An 18,541-nucleotide genomic window follows, 5' to 3' on the forward strand; every position below is an offset into this window, starting at 1 on the left:
CGACATTTTTGTATCTTTACTTTTATGCAAAATCTCCCTCCTTTAGCCGAACGTATGCGCCCACAGAATCTGGACGAATACGTTGGGCAAAAACATTTGGTTGGGCCTGATGCAGTATTAAGAAAGGCCATCCAAAGTGGACAACTGCCCTCAATGATTTTTTGGGGGCCTCCAGGAGTAGGTAAAACAACACTTGCCTACATCATTTCGCAAACGCTAGACCGCCCTTTTTTTAACCTGAGTGCCATTAATTCGGGGGTTAAAGATATCAGGGATGTTATAGATCGGGCTGCTTTACTTAAAGACAGCTTGATGGGTTTACCCATCCTATTTATTGATGAGATTCACCGATTTAGTAAATCGCAACAGGATAGTTTATTAGGTGCGGTAGAACGTGGCCTTGTTACTTTAATTGGCGCGACTACAGAAAATCCATCTTTCGAAGTCATATCAGCACTCTTGTCCCGCTGTCAGGTTTACATTCTAAAAGCATTGGACGAGGATGAACTTGCCGGCCTATTGCAAACTGCTATCAAGCAAGATATCCTGCTGAAGGATAAAAAAATCACCATTAAGGAGCATGAAGCCTTAATCCGTTTATCTGGTGGTGACGCCAGAAAATTACTCAACGTACTCGAAATTGCCATTAATGGTATTGGTGGTAACAAAATAACGCTTACCAATGAAAATGTTTTGGCGCATGCCCAACAAAATCTGGCATTGTACGACAAAGCCGGGGAGCAGCATTACGACATCATTTCTGCTTTTATAAAATCGATAAGGGGTAGCGACCCCAATGGAGCCGTTTACTGGTTGGCTAGAATGATTGAAGGTGGTGAGGACCCACTATTTATTGCCAGAAGGTTACTTATCCTTGCGTCTGAAGACATAGGTAATGCCAACCCTAATGCATTGCTATTAGCAAACAATTGCTTTCAGGCCGTTAATGTGATCGGCTTTCCTGAGTCCAGAATTATCCTTTCGCAAGCGGTTACTTACATGGCTTCTTCGGTAAAAAGCAATGCCGCCTATGAAGCTATAAATAAAGCTCAGGCATTGGTAAAACAAACCGGAAATTTACCAGTACCTCTACATATTCGGAATGCACCAACCAAACTTATGAAGAATATTGGTTATGGAAAAGACTATAAATACTCACATGGTTATGAAGGAAATTTTGCTGAGCAAGAGTACTTACCTGAAAAACTAAGTGGCACGAAGTTGTATGATCCCGGGAATAACCCTGCAGAGGAAAAGTTAAGGGAGCAATTGAGAAAAAATTGGAAAAATAAATACAATTACTAATATGCTTTCGACCTTTTTAAATCACCAGTGGAAAGCGTTTTGGCGCTCAAGAAACAAAGGCACAAGCATAGCCGCGCAGCTATTTCTAGGCTTTATATTCCTTTACCTGTTGGTAGTGGCCATCGCCATTGGTTTTTTAATGGAGCCGATCATTGGGAAGCTCTTACCTGGAAAAGATGTATTCTATGTTTTCAATGGTTTAATTCTTTACTATTTTGCTGTTGACTTTTTAATGCGGCTGCAATTACAAGAATTACCAACTTTGAGCATCACCCCCTATCTACATTTAAGGATTGCGAGGCAAAAGATTGTGAACTTTCTAAATATCAGATCGCTTTTTAGTGCCTTTAACATTTTACCCCTATTTATTTTTATTCCCTTTTGCTGCACTGCAATAGCTGAAGTATACGGTCCCTTTGTCGCGATAATGTACATTGTATCTATCATTTCACTATGTGCGTTTAATAATTTTACGGCCATGTACATTAAGCGCCTGACTACCCTAAGCGTAAAGACCATTATTGGGGTTGTGGTAGTAATCGCAGGTATGGCACTACTCGAATATTTTAAAGTTCTATCTATTACCCAGATATCTAACCGCATATTTAGCTTTATAGCTTTGCATCCTGCAGCGGCTTTTGCTTTTACAGTTGTTGCCTTGATCATGTATTTCATAAATGCCAAATATTTGCAGCGCAATATGTATACAGAGGAACTGAGTACATCGCAAGAAAAAAAAGTAAGTACTGCTTATCCTTTTCTGGACAGGTTTGGCGCAGTGGGTGTGCTAGCGGCATTGGAGCTTAAATTAATCCTTAGACATAAGAGAACGCGGTCGGCACTAATCATGAGCCTTTTATTCATGTTTTACGGCTTCATTTTTTATAAAAAATTGCTAATAGAGAAGGATGATATCAGGATGATGATTTTTGCCGCAGTATTTATAACCGGGAGTAGCATTAGTATTTACGGTCAGTTTATGTTTGGCTGGCAGGCGGCCCATTTTGACGGCTTAATGGTTAACAAAACCAACCTTAAGCACTTTATAAAGGCAAAATTTCTATTGTTTACAACTATATCTACTATAGTGGCTATAATTACCAGCTTCTATGGACTTATCAGTCCTAAGATTTTGTTCATACAGTTTGCGGCATACTGCTATAACATCGGCATAGGAACCGTTATTGTACTTTATTTTGCCACATGGAATTCTAAAGCTATTGATTTAAGTAAAGGCTCTACATTTAACTACCAAGGAGTTAGTGCCAGCCAGTTTATATTAATGATCCCTTATTTTTTAATCCCCTATGCTTTTTATTTACCTTTTGCATTAAACGGACACCCTTATTGGGGTATTGCCTGCTTAGCCTTTTTTGGCCTCCTTGCACTTAGTACCCGCAGCTTTTGGGTTAATTTTCTGGCAAAAGAACTGAATAAAAGAAGATATAAAATTGCTGAAGGTTTTAGAGAACTTTAAAGAATAATCATGATTTTAGAAATTACAGACTTAAAGAAGGTATATGGCAACAAAACTGTTGTTAACATTGATGATCTAAAAATCAATGCCGGAGAAACCATTGGCCTTGTTGGCAATAATGGCGCGGGAAAAACAACCCTCTTCAGGATTGTACTCGATCTGATTCGTCCCAATCAGGGAGAAGTACGCTCGAAGGGCAAAAATGTAGCTGCCAATGATGAATGGAAGAAATATACTGCTTCTTATCTGGACGAAGGTTTCTTAATAGATTACCTAACAGCCGAAGAGTATTTTATATTTATTGGAAGTCTACATCATTTTAGTCCTGCACATGTAATGGATTATCTAAAGCAATATGAAGAATTCTTTAATGGCGAGGTTTTAAATAAAGGGAAATACATCAGGGATTTTTCTAAAGGAAACCAAAACAAAATTGGTATTGCTGCCGCATTGATGCAAAAACCAGAATTATTGATATTAGACGAACCTTTCGCAAATCTTGACCCTACAACGCAGATCAGGCTTAAAACACTAATTAAATCATTAAAAAATGAACATGCGCTAACTACCTTAATTTCTAGTCACGATTTAAACCATGTTACGGATGTTTGCGACAGAATCATATTATTAGAAAAAGGTATAATTATCAAAGATTTCAATAAGGACGAAAACACTTTAAAGGAACTAGAAGAATACTTTTCTGAATAAGCACCACACTGTATAGAATTATAGTCACATTAAAGTTACTTCCCTATATTTTATACATCACCCCCCTCTTTCTCGCTAGTTTTTTAAGGATCTAAGAACATTTATTCTGGAAACATTAAAACTTGGCATTAGGTTTGACTTACGGTTGTCCTAAACAAATGATAACATTATGGTGACTTCAAAATTTAAAATAGCAACACTAAGTATCGCTCTAGCCATCGGTTCAATGGCCTTTCAAGGATGCGATAGCTTAACAAAAACACAAAAAGGAGCAGGTATAGGTGCTGCCGCAGGCGGTGTTCTTGGTGCTATTATTGGTAAAAAAGCTGGTAATACAGCCGTAGGTGCAATTATTGGTGCAGCTGTTGGTGGTACTGCAGGTGGTTTTATCGGTAAAAGAATGGATAAACAAGCCGCTGAAATACAAAATGCTATCCCTAATGCTGAAGTAATTCGTGAAGGCGAAGGTATCATTGTTAAATTTGATAGCGGTATCTTATTTGGTTTCGATAAATCAGATTTAACTGCACAAGCTAAAACAAATGTTAAATCTTTAGCGAATTCATTAAACCAATATCCAGGAACAGACATTAAAGTAATTGGCCATACCGATAATAAAGGTACTGAGGCTTATAACATGGCGCTATCTGAAAGAAGAGCTGCAGCTGTTAAGGCTTATGCAGTTTCTCAAGGTGTACCGTCATCACGTTTGATCACTTTAGGTAAAGGATTTTCTGAGCCAATTGCTGACAACACAACTGAAGCTGGAAGAGCTGCAAACCGTAGAGTTGAGGTTGTAATCGTTGCCAACGATCAACTGAAAAAAGAAGCTCAAACACAAGGAAAATAATCAAAACATTCACATCTACCTATTAAAACGAAAACCCGTTGTACATTGTACTTCGGGTTTTTCATTTTTAAACGTTTTTATTATTAAGGATTCTATTCGTAGATATCTTCGAAATAATGGATAGCCAGTGATTTAAGCAACAACTCCTGCTCCATCATCGCAAAAGATGGAACCGGTTTTATTAATTTCCAATGTGGCCAGCCATCCTGATCCAGACCCTCCAGTTCGTAGAATCCCATTTCACTTAACAAGCGACAGGTAGCGATATGCATCAATTCCTCTTTTTGGCGCTTACTGTATTTGCCAGGACCTTTACCAAGTTCCTGTACTCCAATCAAAAACAGCATCACCTTCAAATCCGGAATATCAGAATCAAACTCCTTCGCTATTCTTTCTTGCAAAATTTTCCATTTTGCATGTGTTTCTGCAGGCTTCATAATACAAAGATACAATTAGCCTCCCAGCTTTATTACAATAAACTTTGGCTAATAGTAAAGTGATTTAACTAAATTTAGCACACAATAGATTACATAAACCTTAACAATCATCAAACAAAATTTTTCGAATGAATACAGAAATTGTAACTGGTATAATGGCTTTTGGAATGTCCGGAAAAGTTTTCCATGCCCCTTTTATAGATAAACATCCCGGATTTAAACTACATGCAGTAACCGAACGTAACCAAAAAAATGCAGCTTCTATTTACCCAGGAATCATTAGCTACAATACCATTGATGACCTGATTGCAGATGATAAAATTGACCTTATTATTATAAACACCCCCAACTACACGCATTTTGATTACGCTAAAAAGTCTTTAAAAGCGGATAAGCATATTTTGGTTGAAAAACCATTCACTGCTACCTCGACAGAAGCTAAAGAAATATTTGAACTGGCTAAAAGTGTGGGGAAGCAGGTATTTGTTTACCAAAACAGAAGATGGGATAGTGATTTTAGTTCGGTACGTGAGGTAATTGAAAGCGGGCAACTCGGAAAACTAAATGAAGTACATTTTAGGTTTGACCGTTATCGTGCTGATATCGGTCCGAAAACATTTAAAGAACAGCCTATTGCCGCTAGTGGATTAATATACGATCTGGGGCCTCATTTGCTGGATCAGGCAATCAGCCTATTCGGAAAGCCGGATTCGTATCATAAAATACTGGGTGAAAACCGCAAAAACACTAAGGTGAATGATTATTTCTCCATTCATTTGAGCTATCCAAACAGTGTCAATGTTTTTGTACACGCTAATCTATTGGTGGCTGATCCCTTGCCTGCATTTGTATTACATGGAAGTCATGGCTCCTTTATAAAGGATCGCTCCGATGTACAGGAAGAGCAATTATTGCAAGGCATGAAGCTTAATGATCCTATTTATGGGGTTGAACTTCCTGGAAGAGCAGGTAAACTCACGCTGATAGATGAACATGGTAATAAAATTCAACATTTAATCCCCTCCCTAAAAGGAGATTACATTCCGTTATTTGAGGCCATATATCAAAACATCACAAACCAGGTTGCCTATCCAATAACAGAAGAACAAATCATTACACAACTGGAAATCCTCGAATCATAGGCTATGAACACGATCCTCTTCTTCCTAATCCCGTTGTTTATTATTGTTGTTTACCTTATTCTTAGGGGCAATCCCTTTAAATCGAAATCTATTTCAACGCTTAGCGAAGCAGAACTTGATCAGCTTTCAAAGCATGTACATTTTTACCAACAGCTGAGTGTAGAAGATAAAAGGAAATTTGAAGGTAAAATAGCCGCGTTTTTAAGCTACGTACGGATAGAGGGGATAGATATCGAGGTAAATCCATTAGACAGGGTATTGGTTGCATCTAGCGCCATTATTCCCGTGTTTGGATTTGAAGACTGGAAATATAAGAATCTATCCAGCGTGCTGTTGTACCCAGACACATTTAATAAAGACTTTCAATTTGAAGGTGGGGAAAGAAATATCCTTGGGATGGTTGGTGAGGGCTACATGAACGGTCAGATGATATTATCACGTTCGGCATTATTACATGGTTTTTCGAACGCTGCTGACAAAGAAAATACTGCTGTTCATGAGTTTGTTCACCTACTCGATAAGTCTGATGGTGCAACAGATGGCGTACCAGAGAACCTGATGAAACATGAATACACCGTACCATGGGTAAAAATGATTCATCAGGAAATGCAACAAATAGAACAAGGCAAATCGGATATTAACCCTTATGCCATTACGAATGAAGCGGAATTTTTTGCTGTAGTATCTGAATACTTCTTCGAAAACCCAAAGCGTTTAAAAGAAAAACATCCAGAATTATATCAGATCTTATCGGATATTTTTTTACAGGATCTTGCCAGTAAATAGCCTTTTTAAAGGCTTCCTAATAATGCAACAATAAACTCTGTAGGGATTTCGATATGGGGAATATGGCCACAGCCATCAAATTCAATTATTTTAGCCCCGGGTATTTTAGCAGCAGTTTGCTTTCCTAAAAACTTGTATTGCCCATATAAAACCTGTTGATCAGGGCTAAGCAATCCTTTCCCTACGATTGTTTTGTCTTGTTTACCGATAAACAAAACAGTTGGCACTCTTACATTTATAAACTCGTGTACAACTGGCTGCTCATAAATCATGGTATAAGTCATTGCGGCAACCTTTGCCCATCTTGGAAAATCAGCACCATTGGTCACTCCCGCAGCTACACGCACCAGTTCTTCATATTCAGGCTTCCAAATGGTAAAATAAGAGCTTTGATAGTATTTCTTAATGCTTTCGGCTGTAGCTTTCAGCTCGGTTGCATACTGTTGATCAGTGTTCACATATGGAACAAAAAGACGATAATCCTCAAGCCCTATAGGGTTTTCAAGCAACAACTTTTCTGTTTGCGCTGGATACATCAGCGCAAAACGAGTGGCTAACATTCCACCCATCGAATGTCCCAGCACACTTGCTTTCTGGATCCCCAAGGCATCTAGCAAAGCCTTATTCCAGGCTGCCATTTGATGAAAACTATAATGAATGAAGGGTTTGGACGATTTACCAAAACCAATCTGATCTGGAACGATCACTCTAAATCCTCTACTGGTTAAGGCTTTAATCACTTCAGTCCAATAGTAGCCCCCAAAGTTTTTACCATGAAAAAGCATCACTGTCCTGCCATTTGCCATTTGTGTAGGTGCAACATCCATATAGGCCATGCGTACATCCAGTCCTTCTACCGCTATAGGGAAATACTTTACAGGATAAGCGTATTTAACATTCTCTAAAGTGATGGATAAAGTATCTGTTTTTTGAGCCTGAGCCACCACAGCCGAGCTGCAGAGGATAAGTAGAGATAAGGTTATTCTTTTTAACATAGGTAGTTTTTCTATCAAAAATAATTCAGTGAAAGGCCTAAACTTAAGCATTATTTCTTTTTTACTTAACAAGAAACGTAAAGGTTACATATTTCCCCAATGGGATTGGTATCTTTATTTAGGTGGATCACGACGTTAAATTTTACTATTGCCAAAAAATCCTTTAATTTACATCGGGATAACAGCATGACTAATTATAGTGACTTTACGGATACAGAGCTGGCAAACTTACTGAAGTCTGGTAACCGTTCGGCTTTTGCTGAGATTTACCATCGGTATAAGTTTGTACTACATCATCATGCCTGGAACAAAACCCGCAATAAAGAAGAGGCGCAGGACACCTTACAAGATGTTTTCGCAAGCCTTTGGGCTCGTCGGGAGACGCTCAACATTGGCAACAATCTTTCTGGTTATTTATATAGTTGCGTCCGCAATCAAATTTTAAACACAATTGCACATCGGCAGGTTCAAACCAAATATATTGATTCTATAAAAGCCTTTTCAGATACACAACCAGTAATCACGGATCATAGGGTGAGGGAAAGCATGCTTAGAGCCCGCATTGAAAAGGAAATATCGGCTTTGCCCCCAAGAATGAGAGAAGTATTTGAGCTTAGCCGCAAACACTACCTCAGTCACAAAGAAATTGCTGAAGTGATGGGTACCTCAGAGCAAACTGTCAAAAAACAAATGACCAATGCGCTTAAAATTCTACGTAACAGAATGGGCCTGTTTACCTGGATTATGTTCTGCTTATTAAAAAGCTAATATTTTTTCATTTCTAAATACCTCCTGCTTAAGCCTATCCTGTCTTACTCTTACTAGACAATTAACTAAACATTTAAGCAGGTGAAACAAAGTATTGTTCGAATAGAGCACTTATCGCACAGGTACAGTAAAGACTGGGCCATACGCGACATTAATTTTGAAACTGGCCATTCAGGCATTCTGGGTTTACTTGGCTCAAACGGAGCAGGTAAATCAACCACCATGAACATTCTTTGCGGCGTTTTGAACCAGACCGAAGGTAAAGTTTACATAGATGGAATAGACCTGCAGAAAGAGCCAGAAAGGGCCAAGAAACTGCTTGGTTTTCTTCCTCAGAATGCCCCTTTACATCTGGATTTGACGGTAGATGAATACCTGACCTACTGTGCTTTTATCCGTGAAATGGATAAGAAAAACATTTCAGCCGCAGTTAATGAGGTTAAAGACAAATGTGGCATTTCACATTTTAGTAAGCGGCTGATCAGCAACCTCTCCGGAGGCTATCGTCAGCGTGTAGGTATTGCTCAGGCCATTATACACAAACCCTTACTGGTGGTGCTGGACGAACCGACCAACGGATTAGATCCGAATCAGATTCTGGAGGTCCGCAAATTGATTAAAGAAATTGGAGAAGAACGTTCCGTCATCTTTTCATCTCATATTTTATCCGAAGTAGAAGCAACATGCAGAGACATACGGATGATAGAGAACGGACGGATGGTATTTTCAGACACCATGGAAGCATTTAACAATTATATTATGCCCAATTCTATGTTGTTGTTTATGGACAACCCTCCCACGATGCAAGAACTTGGCGCTTTACCTGGGGTAACCGGAACAGAGCTCCTGAATGACGGCAGCATTCGTTTACATTTCGAAGCTTCAGATACCTTATCCAAATCGATCATTGAGTTAAGTGTTCAAAAGGGATGGCAATTGACGGAGATTATGCTTGAAAAAAGCTCTCTTGATGAAATTTTTGCTCAATTATCCAATAAAAACCCACGGTAGAATTTATGAAAATACTTAAAATAGCGAAACTTGAAATCAGTATACTTTTTTATTCGCCTGTAGCCTGGCTTGTACTGGCCATATTTGTTGTACAAAGCGGCACTGGCTTTTTTACTTCGTTCGCCATGGTACAGGAGGCTATCTCAATGGGCGAGCGTACATCTGATCTTACTGCGAGTTTTTTTATAGGCATGAGTGGTTTATTTACCAAAATTCTGGACACTTTGTATTTATACATCCCCTTGCTGAGCATGGGGGTAATGAGCCGCGAGATGAGCAGCGGCTCTATAAAATTACTCTTGTCTTCTCCGGTAAAAATAAAAGAAATTATTTTGGGTAAATACCTTGCTCTGGTAGGTTATGGGGCAATCCTGGTATTGATATTGGCCGGTTACGGAGTCATAGCCGCAATCACTATTGATCATGCGGATATTTACCTTATACTATCAGGCTTAACCGGGATTTTTCTGCTTATTTGTACTTATTCAGCTATCGGTCTTTTTATGTCCAGCTTAACAAGCTATCAGGTCGTTGCCGCAATTAGTACCCTTGCCGTATTTGCAGTACTACGTTATGTCGGCGGGATAGGTCAGCGCATAGACTTTATCCGCGACCTGACCTATTTTCTTTCTATATCCGGGCGTGCCGATGAAATGCTTAAAGGACTGATCAGCAGCAAGGATGTGATTTACTTTATACTGATCATCTGCTTGTTCTTATCGCTTTGTATTCTGCGTCTGCAGGCTGGCCGGGAATCGAAGCACTGGACGGTCTTAACAGGTAAATACACACTTTTGATTTGCTTGATATTGTTCACTGGTTACCTGAGCTCAAGACCAGCGTTAATTGGGTATATTGACATGACCGCGACAAAATCAATGACCTTGACAAGGGGCAGTCAGGATACCGCTAAAAAAATTGACGGTGAACTGGAAATCAACACTTATGTAAATTTACTTGACCGTTCGGTATATTCAGGGTTGCCGGTTTCACGCAATGGAGATTTATCGTTATTCGATGGTTATCGACGGTTTCTGCCTGGTTTAAAAATGAATTACGTGTACTATTATGATGTTGAAGATTTAAAGAACAGTCCCAATCTGACCTACCAGGGAGATATTAGTGGTATGAATAAACATCAGATTGCTGAAAAGGTAGCAGAGAATATGGAACTTGATCTCGATGACTTCATGTCGCCTGATCAGATCCGAAAGCAAATTAACCTGATTCCTGAAGGAAATACCCTTGTGAGACAATTCAGATACAAAGGAAAAACGAGTTGGTTAAGATTTTACAATGATTTCAACCGCATCCCCGGAGAGGCCGAAATTACTGCAGCGTTAAAAAGATTAATTGCTGGCGCTCCTAAAGTTGCCTTCATCACAGGAGATAACGAAAGGAGTATCGAAAAATCGGGTGACAGAAACTATCTAATATTCAGTAATTCAAAACCCACAAGGCGAGCATTGATCAACCAGGGGTTTGAGGTATTTAACATTGATCTTTCCACACAAGAAATACCGGACAGTTTAAGTGTATTGGTATTGGGGGACCCGACCACTGCATTAACTGCGGTAGCTCAGAAAAAAATCAAGGCGTACCTTAACAAAGGCGGAAATATGCTCATTACAGGAGAGCCGGGAAGGCGGCAGATACTCAACCCATTATTAGAACATATTGGTGTCCAACTCTTAAATGGCACCTTGGTTAGTCCGAGTGAAGACAATGCTCCTGACCTGATCATGGGGACCTTTTCTAAACAGGCCAAAGAAACAGACACGCTGTTCGCAAGGCTAAGGCGAAGCGGCACCTATATGATTATGCAGGGAACTGCCGGTCTAAGCTTTGATAGATCAGCTGGATTTAAAACAGACACGCTGGTAACCAGTCCGGAATTTGGCTGGAACAAACAGGGACCAATAGACCTAGCTGCAACCGATGTAAAATTTAACCCGATATCCGGTGATCAGCCAGGGCCTTTTCCGATCGTCTTATCCATGACGAAAAATAAAGGATCGTTTCTGCAGAAAATTATTGTTTCCGGGGATGCAGATTTTATGAGTAATGGGGAGCTCGCAAAAGACAGGAGCTATAATGAGCAATTTACCTTAAAACTCTTTAAATGGTTTAGTAACGGGCGATTCCCCGTTGAGATTAAACGTGCAGCTAAGCTTGATAATTCACTGAAAGTGAATAAAAAGCAAGTTTCAGCATTAAAAGTGGCTTATCTGGGAGTTTTGCCTGCACTAATCGTAGCTTTAGGCTCATTTATCCTCATCAGGAGAAAAAGAAAATAATTTTTTAACAGGCATACCTCCTCTAAGGGGCAATACCTGTCTTACCATTATAAGCGCATTCAAATTACAAGATGAACAACGAAGAAATAAAGATCTTATTGGACAGGTATAAGGAGGGCTTAGCCACCGAGGCAGAGTTGGCCTTGCTTGAAAGCTGGTATCTGAGTGATGAAGACACACTGCCCCCGGAAATGTCTATGGAAGAACGTGTGGCTGCGGTAGATCAGGTTTGGGCCAAACTAGAACCCAAAAAAATGGCGCTATGGCCACGCCTGATTGCAGCTTCAGCTGTTCTTCTTGTAGTTTCGATCGGCTTATATTTTGGCATTGTTTACAAAACCGGTAAGGTATCAGACACACCTATCACGCTGCAAAATGACATCAAACCAGGCAGTAATAAAGCACAACTGACACTTGCCAATGGTAAAGTGATCGACCTTAACGGACTGAAATCAGGAGTAGGGGTACATGCAGACCGTCTTGCATATGACGATGGTACAGCTGTTGTCGCTAAAGGAAATGATATTAAAAATAACAGTACGATGCAAATGGCCTTAAAAACCCCAAATGGCGGCACGTACAAACTGAACTTACCCGATGGATCAGTGGTGTGGTTGAACGCCGCATCTACGTTAAAATTTCCTGCATCTTTTGCGGGTTTAAAGTTTCGTAAAGTGCAACTAAGCGGGGAGGCCTATTTCGAAGTTAAACATGATCACCAAAAGCCTTTCCAGGTAGAAACTGCTGGTCAGCTGATAGAAGATTTAGGTACAGGCTTTAATGTGAATGCATATAGTGATGAGGAAACAATCAAAACAACACTTGTAGAAGGCAGCCTACGTATTGGCGAAGTAATATTGAAACCAGGCGAACAAGCATCTGGCTCCGGTAGCCAGATTCGCATAAGCAAAGCTGACCTCGAAGAAAGCATAGGCTGGAAGAATGGTTATTTTGTGTTTCAAAATGAACACATCAGCTCCGTAATGCGAAAAGTTGCCAGATGGTATAACGTAGAAGTAGTTTATGATGGAGAAATACCAGACGATGAATTTGGAGGGCGTGTAGCTCGTACAGCAAATGTATCACAGTTATTAAACAAGCTGGAATTAACGAATAAAGTACACTTTAAAATACAAGGAAGGAGGATTACTGTGCGTAAATAATTACCTGTCCGGTAATCCTGAAAAAAAAGCCAGAAGTGCTTGCAACACAACTGGCAACTCACTGGATTACGTCAATAATTTTTAGATCCTATCAACTTCTTAAACCAGCATAACAAATGTATAAAAATTATACCACGAATATTGGTATGTACAAAAAGTACATCCAAAAAATTAGGCTAATTATGCGATTAACCACCGTTATACTTATTGTATCCATCATGCAGGCCAGTGCCTCGGGATATGCCCAAAAAATAACGCTTTCTGAGAAAAAGGCGTCATTGAAACAATTGTTCATTAAAATTCAGCATCAGACTGATTACGATTTTGTGTACACGAAACAATTGTTGAACAATGCAAAGCCGATAGACATCGATGTAAAGGCTATGGACTTAAAGGATGTTCTTGAGTACATTTTCAAAAACCAGTCATTATCCTATACGATTGATGAAAAAACAGTCATAGTTAAAGCAAAGGAGAAATCGTTTCTGGACCACTTAACGGGCCCGTTTGCGAATATAGACATTGAAGGCCAGGTGCTCAATGAAAATGGATTACCACTTCAGCGGGCTTCCGTTAGAGTTGAAGGAACCCAGAAAAGTACGCTAACAGCTGTAGATGGCAAGTTCTACCTTAAAAATATATCCAGCGAGGGAAGGCTGATCATCTCTTATATCGGTTATGGTACAGATACGGTTGACATCAAAGGCAAAACCAACTTCAGCATTAAACTGGTTCCTGTTGCAAATATGATGGACAATGTAAATATTGTGTCTACCGGTTACCAGAATATTCCTAAAGAACGTGCTACAGGTTCATTCGAGGTGATTACCAAAGAACAGCTGCAGCACAGTACGGATCCCAATCTGATCAGGAGACTGGAAGGGATCACCAACTCTATGGATTTTAGAAATGACCTGCGTCCAGTGAATTCAAGTAATCCCAATGCAAACCGTTCGCCCCTGGCTAACCTCACAATAAGGGGGAAAAACACGCTTAATGAATCGGAGAATGCAGATTTAAATGGGAACTATAGTGGTCAGGTTCTCGTGGTGATTGATGGAATCGCCACTCCTTACTCCATTGATCAGATCAATCCCCTGGATGTAGAAAGCATTACGGTTTTAAAAGATGCGGCAGCAGCCAGCATTTGGGGTTCAAGGGCTGCCAATGGCGTAATTGTGATCACAACCAAAAAAGGAAAGTACAGCAGTCCCACCAGACTGTCTTTTAATACGAGCGTAAACATTGCGGAGAAAATAGACTTGTTTTATAATAAAACGATGAGCATTTCTGACCTGATAGATGCCCAGGTATTACAATTTACCAATGCAAACAGGCCACTTCCTGAATTGAGCATTGACAGATTGTATGGACAGGAACCCGTTTCACCAGTTGCTGAAATCCTGGATGCCTGGAAAAACAAAGGAACATTAAATGAAGGGCAGGCTACGGCACAATTGAATGCCCTTCGTGGAAATGATATCAGAAGAGACTATGATCAATATTTCTTACGCAATGCTGTCACCCAGAATTACAGTTTATCATTGGACGGAGGGTCGGAGACGTTCAAATACCGCTTGTCGGGAGGTTATGACAAAGGCCTTAACAATACCAAAAACTCGGGATCTGATCGTTTGACACTCGGTTACAATGCCGGTGTCAGGCCGTTGAAAAACCTGGAACTTCAGGGATCGATCAATTATACGGTTAGGAACAATAAAGAACAGGCGGGTGAAAATAGAATTATGGGGGTAACGGGTGCTCCATTTTACGCATACAGCCGTATGGCAGATGATGCAGGCCAACCCCTTGAATTGTCTAAAATGTATCGTCAGGGATTTGCGGACCTGTTCGAGCGTACCTACCCCAGTCAATTTCTAAGCTGGCGCTATAAACCACTTGAAGACATCAGTGAGGGATATAACAACCTTAAAGATCAAAATCTCAACCTCGATTTTACCGCAAATTATAAAGTAGCTCAAGGGCTATCTGTTCAGGCCACTTATAATTACAATACCGGCCGTGTTGAAGACAATACCCTGTACAGGCAGAATTCTTTTTACATGCGGAACAAAATCAATTATTTTACAACTTCCCTGGCTTCTACAGATCCGAGAACAGGAAATTCAGTGACACCATACGTCAGACAGCTTCCTTTGGGCGGACAGTTCAACACGGATCTGACAAAATCAAGTAATCAAACGCTAAGGGGCCAGGTAAACTACGACAAAACCTGGAAGAACAAGCATCAAGTTTCTGCTATTGCCGGTATGGATGTTAACCAGACTTACAGGATTATACGAGGTGATGGATACTACGGTTATGATGAGGAGACGCTCCATAGCGAGAATAAACTGGATTACAAAACAATGATCCCGATCGTTTTTGCGGAAGACTTCAGCGGCTATAACGGAGAATATATTGCAAACCTGAACACAGGCTTCAGGGAAACCAGACTAAGGACTATGAGCTGGTACAGCAATGCGGCCTATACATACGACCGCAGGTATACTTTATCTGCCAGCATCCGTAAAGACATCTCCAGTGAATTTGGAGACGGCACCAATACTGGCGGTACACCCTATTACTCCATCGGAGGAAGCTGGAACATCAACAATGAACCTTTTTATCATTCAGAACTTTTTCCAGTACTCAGTCTGAAATCTACCTTTGGCTATAACGGAAATGTTAACCCAAGGGTAATATCAAAGGCGACGATTGTTTATTCCTCGGTATTCGGATTGCCTATGGGCGACAATAACCTTCCCTATGCCTACACAGATCCTAGCGGAAGTGTTTCCAACCGTCTGCTCCGTCCTGAGAAAACCGGGGTTTGGAACATCGGTGTAGATTTCGGAATGAAAGGAAACAGAATCTCAGGAAGTCTGCAATATTACGTGAAGTCAACCTCCGATTTGCTGGACTATGGCAATCTTGATCCGAGTACGGGATATAGCTTCACGATTTACAACATCGGAAACCTGAGGGGTAAAGGTGTAGATTTCGCTTTAAACTCTGTAAACATAAAAGATGCGAAATTAAGCTGGAATACCAATTTATTAATGAGCTACAATCGGGTTAAAGTAACCAAATTATTTGGGAACTCTGCGAGCTCCGCAGGCCAGGTAGTGGGAAACAGTGGGGGGACTTTTAATGAAGGATATGATTTGTCAAGAGTGTTCGGATACGAATGGGCCGGCTTAAACCCTTTAACAGGTGATCCGCAGGGTTATGTAAATGGGGCGCCGGTAGCCATATCTAACTCTGCCGAGGGCAATGAAGCTTACAATAACATTCAGAATGCGCCCATTACTTCCCTGAAATACTTTGGGTCAGCTGTGCCCGTACTCTATGGTGCGCTGCGCAATACCCTGAACTATGCGGCATTCTCCCTTTCCATTAATGTGCAGTATAAACTGGGCTATTATGTAAGAAGACCAAAAGCACAGGTTGTAAACTATGGCTCCTTATATAATGTAAATGCGATCCTGCAGGGCGAAGAATACAACAACAGGTGGCAGCAAAGCGGTGATGAACTGAAGACAAATGTTCCATCAGCGATATTTTCGGCGACCAATACCAACCGGGATAATTTCTATTACTACTCCAGCATCAATGTGCTGAAAGGCGACCACGTAAGGCTGCAGGAAATTAACTTCTCGTATACCATACCCGTAAAAAATAACAGGTTCATTAAAAATCCACGGGTTTACGCCAACGTAAATAATCTGGGAATTCTATGGAAGGCCAATCATCTGGGTATTGATCCGGAAGTTTTTGATTATCCCTCACCCAGGTCGTACAGTCTTGGTTTTTCTGCTAACTTTTAATTAAATTGTCATGAAACATCTCAATATATATTTATCGCTGTTGGTATTTGGCCTGGCATTTACCTCCTGCAAGAAATTTGTCGACATTAAAAAAGACAGTTCGCAATCTTTCATAGAAACGGCAAACGATTGCCAGCTGTTGCTGGACAACTATGATTTATTCAATACCGGATATCCTATAGATGGAGAAATCTCCGCAGATGACTATTCTCTTAATGATACGAGGTACAATGACCCCTACTCCATTACCATCGAAGACCGCACCTTATATACCTGGCGGGCAACTGCCCAGCGGATCACAGCACAGCAATGGGTAGGCCCTTATAACAAAATATATCATGCCAATTTAGTGATTGAAGCCCTGGCCAAACTGGAAGGCAGGGAGCAAGCCGCAGTGATAAATCCCTTAAAAGGCAGTGCATTATTTTTAAGGGCATATTCCCTGTGGCATGTTGCCCAATTGTACACCAGGCCCTACGGAGCTACGTCAAATCAGGACCCGGGCGTACCGGTCCATTTAGTATCCGACATCAATGATACACCAGGTCGCGGAACGGTGAAACAAACTTACGATCAGATCATCAAGGATTTAACCGATGCCGCATCCCTGTTGAATACAACCACAAGCATTGCTTCCAGGCCCAATAAGGTGGCGGCTTATGCCATGCTGGCCAGGGTCTACCTTTCTATGGAGGATTATCCTAATGCATTGAACAGCGCGAGCGCTGCGATAGCATTAAAACCGGCAAGTAACCTGATTGATTTTAATACCCTCGATAAACAAAGTTTTGCACCATTTCACAGATTTAATGAAGAAGTGATTTTCCATTCAGTTATCCTAAATCAAAACGGCATGTTAGAACCCGGGTATGGATATGAAGACTTAGCGATCATCGCTCCGGAAATCATTGCATCTTATCAGAGCAACGATCTCAGAAAAACAGTATTCGTAAAAGAAAACACAGATTTGCCTACGCCAATGAATACCTGGCGATTTGTAGGCAACTATGAATCGGCCGTGGGATCTGCAAAACTATTTAATGGTTTGGCATTAGACGAGTTGTATATTATCCGTGCTGAATGTTATGCAAGGGCTGGAAACTCAGCAAGTGCAATGACTGATCTAAACACATTGCTACGCAGCAGATGGATTACGGGCACTTACACAGATCAGACGGCCGCCAATGCCACAGACGCACTGGAAAAGATTCTGGGGGAGCGCCGCAAAGAATTGCTGATGCGCGGGCAACGTTGGACAGATTTGCGCAGGTTGAATAAGGACACCAGATTTGCAAAGACGCTGACCAGAACCGTTGAAGGGGTGACTTATACGCTTTTGCCAAATGACAGCAGGTTCACTTTACTAATCCCCCAGGAAGTAATCACTAATTCCAGGTTACAGCAGAACCCAAGATAATTCTGAAAAGATACATTAGGAGATCCAGATATTGCATAGAGTAGGAAGGTAATCATTATTTGATTACCTGTCCCCTCACACCACCGTACGTGCCGTTCGGCATACGGCGGTTCATTAAACATAAACAGCTTTAGGGGCTACTATTTCTTTAAGACATAGTAGCCCTTGTTTCTTTAAAAATGCGTTGTTGAGCGTCCGGGTCAAGATCGGGCTATGCACCGTTCTCCAATGGCCCTTACGAGTATTTCCCCATTGATAGGCTTGATAGGGTTTCACCCCTAGTTTCTCAAGCTGTTTAACACGAGTCTTTACCTGTTTCCATTGGATCCAGTAGCATAGTCGGATACGACTACGA

14 protein-coding genes and 1 pseudogene are annotated in these 18,541 nt (G+C 40.8%); 12 read left to right on the forward strand and 3 right to left on the reverse strand.

Annotation, left to right across the window (positions count from 1 at the left end; genetic code table 11):
* Positions 1-24 precede the first annotated feature (24 nt).
* The 4 genes from BLS35_RS12480 to BLS35_RS12495 all read left to right on the forward strand — a co-directional run bounded on the left by BLS35_RS12480 (position 25) and on the right by BLS35_RS12495 (position 4,340).
* Positions 25-1,305: a replication-associated recombination protein A gene (locus BLS35_RS12480; protein WP_090781401.1), complete on the forward strand. Its 1,281-nt coding sequence runs from the start codon at positions 25-27 to the stop codon at positions 1,303-1,305.
* A 1-nt stretch (position 1,306) separates the two neighbouring features.
* Entirely contained in the window at positions 1,307-2,782 is a 1,476-nt protein-coding gene (locus BLS35_RS12485; RefSeq protein ID WP_090781403.1) for a DUF5687 family protein, read from the forward strand.
* A 9-nt stretch (positions 2,783-2,791) separates the two neighbouring features.
* Positions 2,792-3,490 carry an ABC transporter ATP-binding protein gene (locus BLS35_RS12490; RefSeq protein ID WP_090781405.1) on the forward strand — a complete coding sequence of 233 codons (699 nt, stop codon included), beginning with the start codon at positions 2,792-2,794 and terminating at the stop codon, positions 3,488-3,490.
* Between the two features lie 169 nt (positions 3,491-3,659).
* Positions 3,660-4,340, forward strand: coding sequence for a YiaD family glycine zipper/OmpA-like lipoprotein (locus tag BLS35_RS12495; protein WP_090781407.1), 681 nt, complete (start codon positions 3,660-3,662; stop codon positions 4,338-4,340).
* A gap of 92 nt (positions 4,341-4,432) precedes the next feature.
* On the opposite strand, the gene BLS35_RS12500 is transcribed toward BLS35_RS12495, so the two are convergent.
* Positions 4,433-4,777: a hypothetical protein gene (locus BLS35_RS12500; protein ID WP_090781408.1), complete on the reverse strand. Its 345-nt coding sequence runs from the start codon at positions 4,775-4,777 to the stop codon at positions 4,433-4,435.
* Between the two features lie 128 nt (positions 4,778-4,905).
* On the opposite strand from BLS35_RS12500, the gene BLS35_RS12505 reads away from it, so the two are divergent.
* Together BLS35_RS12505 and BLS35_RS12510 are read left to right on the forward strand one after the other, a co-directional pair.
* Positions 4,906-5,919 (forward strand): Gfo/Idh/MocA family oxidoreductase, encoded by a 1,014-nt coding sequence (locus BLS35_RS12505; protein WP_090781410.1) that lies wholly within the window; start codon positions 4,906-4,908, stop codon positions 5,917-5,919.
* Between the two features lie 3 nt (positions 5,920-5,922).
* Entirely contained in the window at positions 5,923-6,705 is a 783-nt protein-coding gene (locus BLS35_RS12510) for a M90 family metallopeptidase (RefSeq protein ID WP_090781412.1), read from the forward strand.
* Between the two features lie 5 nt (positions 6,706-6,710).
* On the opposite strand, the gene BLS35_RS12515 is transcribed toward BLS35_RS12510, so the two are convergent.
* A complete protein-coding gene (locus BLS35_RS12515; RefSeq protein ID WP_090781460.1) occupies positions 6,711-7,700 on the reverse strand; it encodes an alpha/beta fold hydrolase in 990 nt (329 codons plus the stop codon).
* A 186-nt stretch (positions 7,701-7,886) separates the two neighbouring features.
* Between BLS35_RS12515 and BLS35_RS12520 the strand changes: the two genes are divergently transcribed.
* The 6 genes from BLS35_RS12520 (at position 7,887) to BLS35_RS12545 (ending at position 18,186) form a co-directional block, all read left to right on the forward strand.
* A complete protein-coding gene (locus BLS35_RS12520; protein ID WP_090781462.1) occupies positions 7,887-8,468 on the forward strand; it encodes an RNA polymerase sigma factor in 582 nt (193 codons plus the stop codon).
* 81 nt (positions 8,469-8,549) lie between these two features.
* Positions 8,550-9,479: an ABC transporter ATP-binding protein gene (locus BLS35_RS12525; RefSeq protein WP_090781414.1), complete on the forward strand. Its 930-nt coding sequence runs from the start codon at positions 8,550-8,552 to the stop codon at positions 9,477-9,479.
* Positions 9,480-9,484: 5 nt separating this feature from the next.
* Positions 9,485-11,776 carry a Gldg family protein gene (locus BLS35_RS12530; RefSeq protein WP_090781416.1) on the forward strand — a complete coding sequence of 764 codons (2,292 nt, stop codon included), beginning with the start codon at positions 9,485-9,487 and terminating at the stop codon, positions 11,774-11,776.
* Positions 11,777-11,847: 71 nt separating this feature from the next.
* A complete protein-coding gene (locus BLS35_RS12535; protein ID WP_090781418.1) occupies positions 11,848-12,939 on the forward strand; it encodes a FecR family protein in 1,092 nt (363 codons plus the stop codon).
* Positions 12,940-13,055: 116 nt separating this feature from the next.
* Entirely contained in the window at positions 13,056-16,769 is a 3,714-nt protein-coding gene (locus BLS35_RS12540; protein WP_090781420.1) for a SusC/RagA family TonB-linked outer membrane protein, read from the forward strand.
* 10 nt (positions 16,770-16,779) lie between these two features.
* Positions 16,780-18,186, forward strand: a complete 1,407-nt coding sequence (locus BLS35_RS12545) for a RagB/SusD family nutrient uptake outer membrane protein (RefSeq protein WP_090781422.1) — start codon at positions 16,780-16,782, stop codon at positions 18,184-18,186.
* Between the two features lie 114 nt (positions 18,187-18,300).
* Here BLS35_RS12545 and BLS35_RS28065 read toward each other — a convergent pair.
* Positions 18,301-18,541 (reverse strand): annotated as a pseudogene (locus BLS35_RS28065) (hypothetical protein); the annotation flags it as partial.

It is taken from the genome of Pedobacter sp. ok626 (genome assembly GCF_900100435.1).
Classification (GTDB): Bacteria; Bacteroidota; Bacteroidia; order Sphingobacteriales; family Sphingobacteriaceae; genus Pedobacter.

What these genes read in the sequence shown, in the direction of transcription:
- BLS35_RS12480 (WP_090781401.1), top strand. Translation starts at nt 25, where the DNA reads ATGCAAAATCTCCCTCCTTTAGCCGAACGTATGCGCCCACAGAATCTG.
- BLS35_RS12485 (WP_090781403.1), top strand. Translation starts at nt 1,307, where the DNA reads ATGCTTTCGACCTTTTTAAATCACCAGTGGAAAGCGTTTTGGCGCTCA.
- BLS35_RS12490 (WP_090781405.1), top strand. Translation starts at nt 2,792, where the DNA reads ATGATTTTAGAAATTACAGACTTAAAGAAGGTATATGGCAACAAAACT.
- BLS35_RS12495 (WP_090781407.1), top strand. Translation starts at nt 3,660, where the DNA reads ATGGTGACTTCAAAATTTAAAATAGCAACACTAAGTATCGCTCTAGCC.
- BLS35_RS12500 (WP_090781408.1), bottom strand. Translation starts at nt 4,777, where the DNA reads ATGAAGCCTGCAGAAACACATGCAAAATGGAAAATTTTGCAAGAAAGA.
- BLS35_RS12505 (WP_090781410.1), top strand. Translation starts at nt 4,906, where the DNA reads ATGAATACAGAAATTGTAACTGGTATAATGGCTTTTGGAATGTCCGGA.
- BLS35_RS12510 (WP_090781412.1), top strand. Translation starts at nt 5,923, where the DNA reads ATGAACACGATCCTCTTCTTCCTAATCCCGTTGTTTATTATTGTTGTT.
- BLS35_RS12515 (WP_090781460.1), bottom strand. Translation starts at nt 7,700, where the DNA reads ATGTTAAAAAGAATAACCTTATCTCTACTTATCCTCTGCAGCTCGGCT.
- BLS35_RS12520 (WP_090781462.1), top strand. Translation starts at nt 7,887, where the DNA reads ATGACTAATTATAGTGACTTTACGGATACAGAGCTGGCAAACTTACTG.
- BLS35_RS12530 (WP_090781416.1), top strand. Translation starts at nt 9,485, where the DNA reads ATGAAAATACTTAAAATAGCGAAACTTGAAATCAGTATACTTTTTTAT.
- BLS35_RS12535 (WP_090781418.1), top strand. Translation starts at nt 11,848, where the DNA reads ATGAACAACGAAGAAATAAAGATCTTATTGGACAGGTATAAGGAGGGC.
- BLS35_RS12540 (WP_090781420.1), top strand. Translation starts at nt 13,056, where the DNA reads ATGTATAAAAATTATACCACGAATATTGGTATGTACAAAAAGTACATC.
- BLS35_RS12545 (WP_090781422.1), top strand. Translation starts at nt 16,780, where the DNA reads ATGAAACATCTCAATATATATTTATCGCTGTTGGTATTTGGCCTGGCA.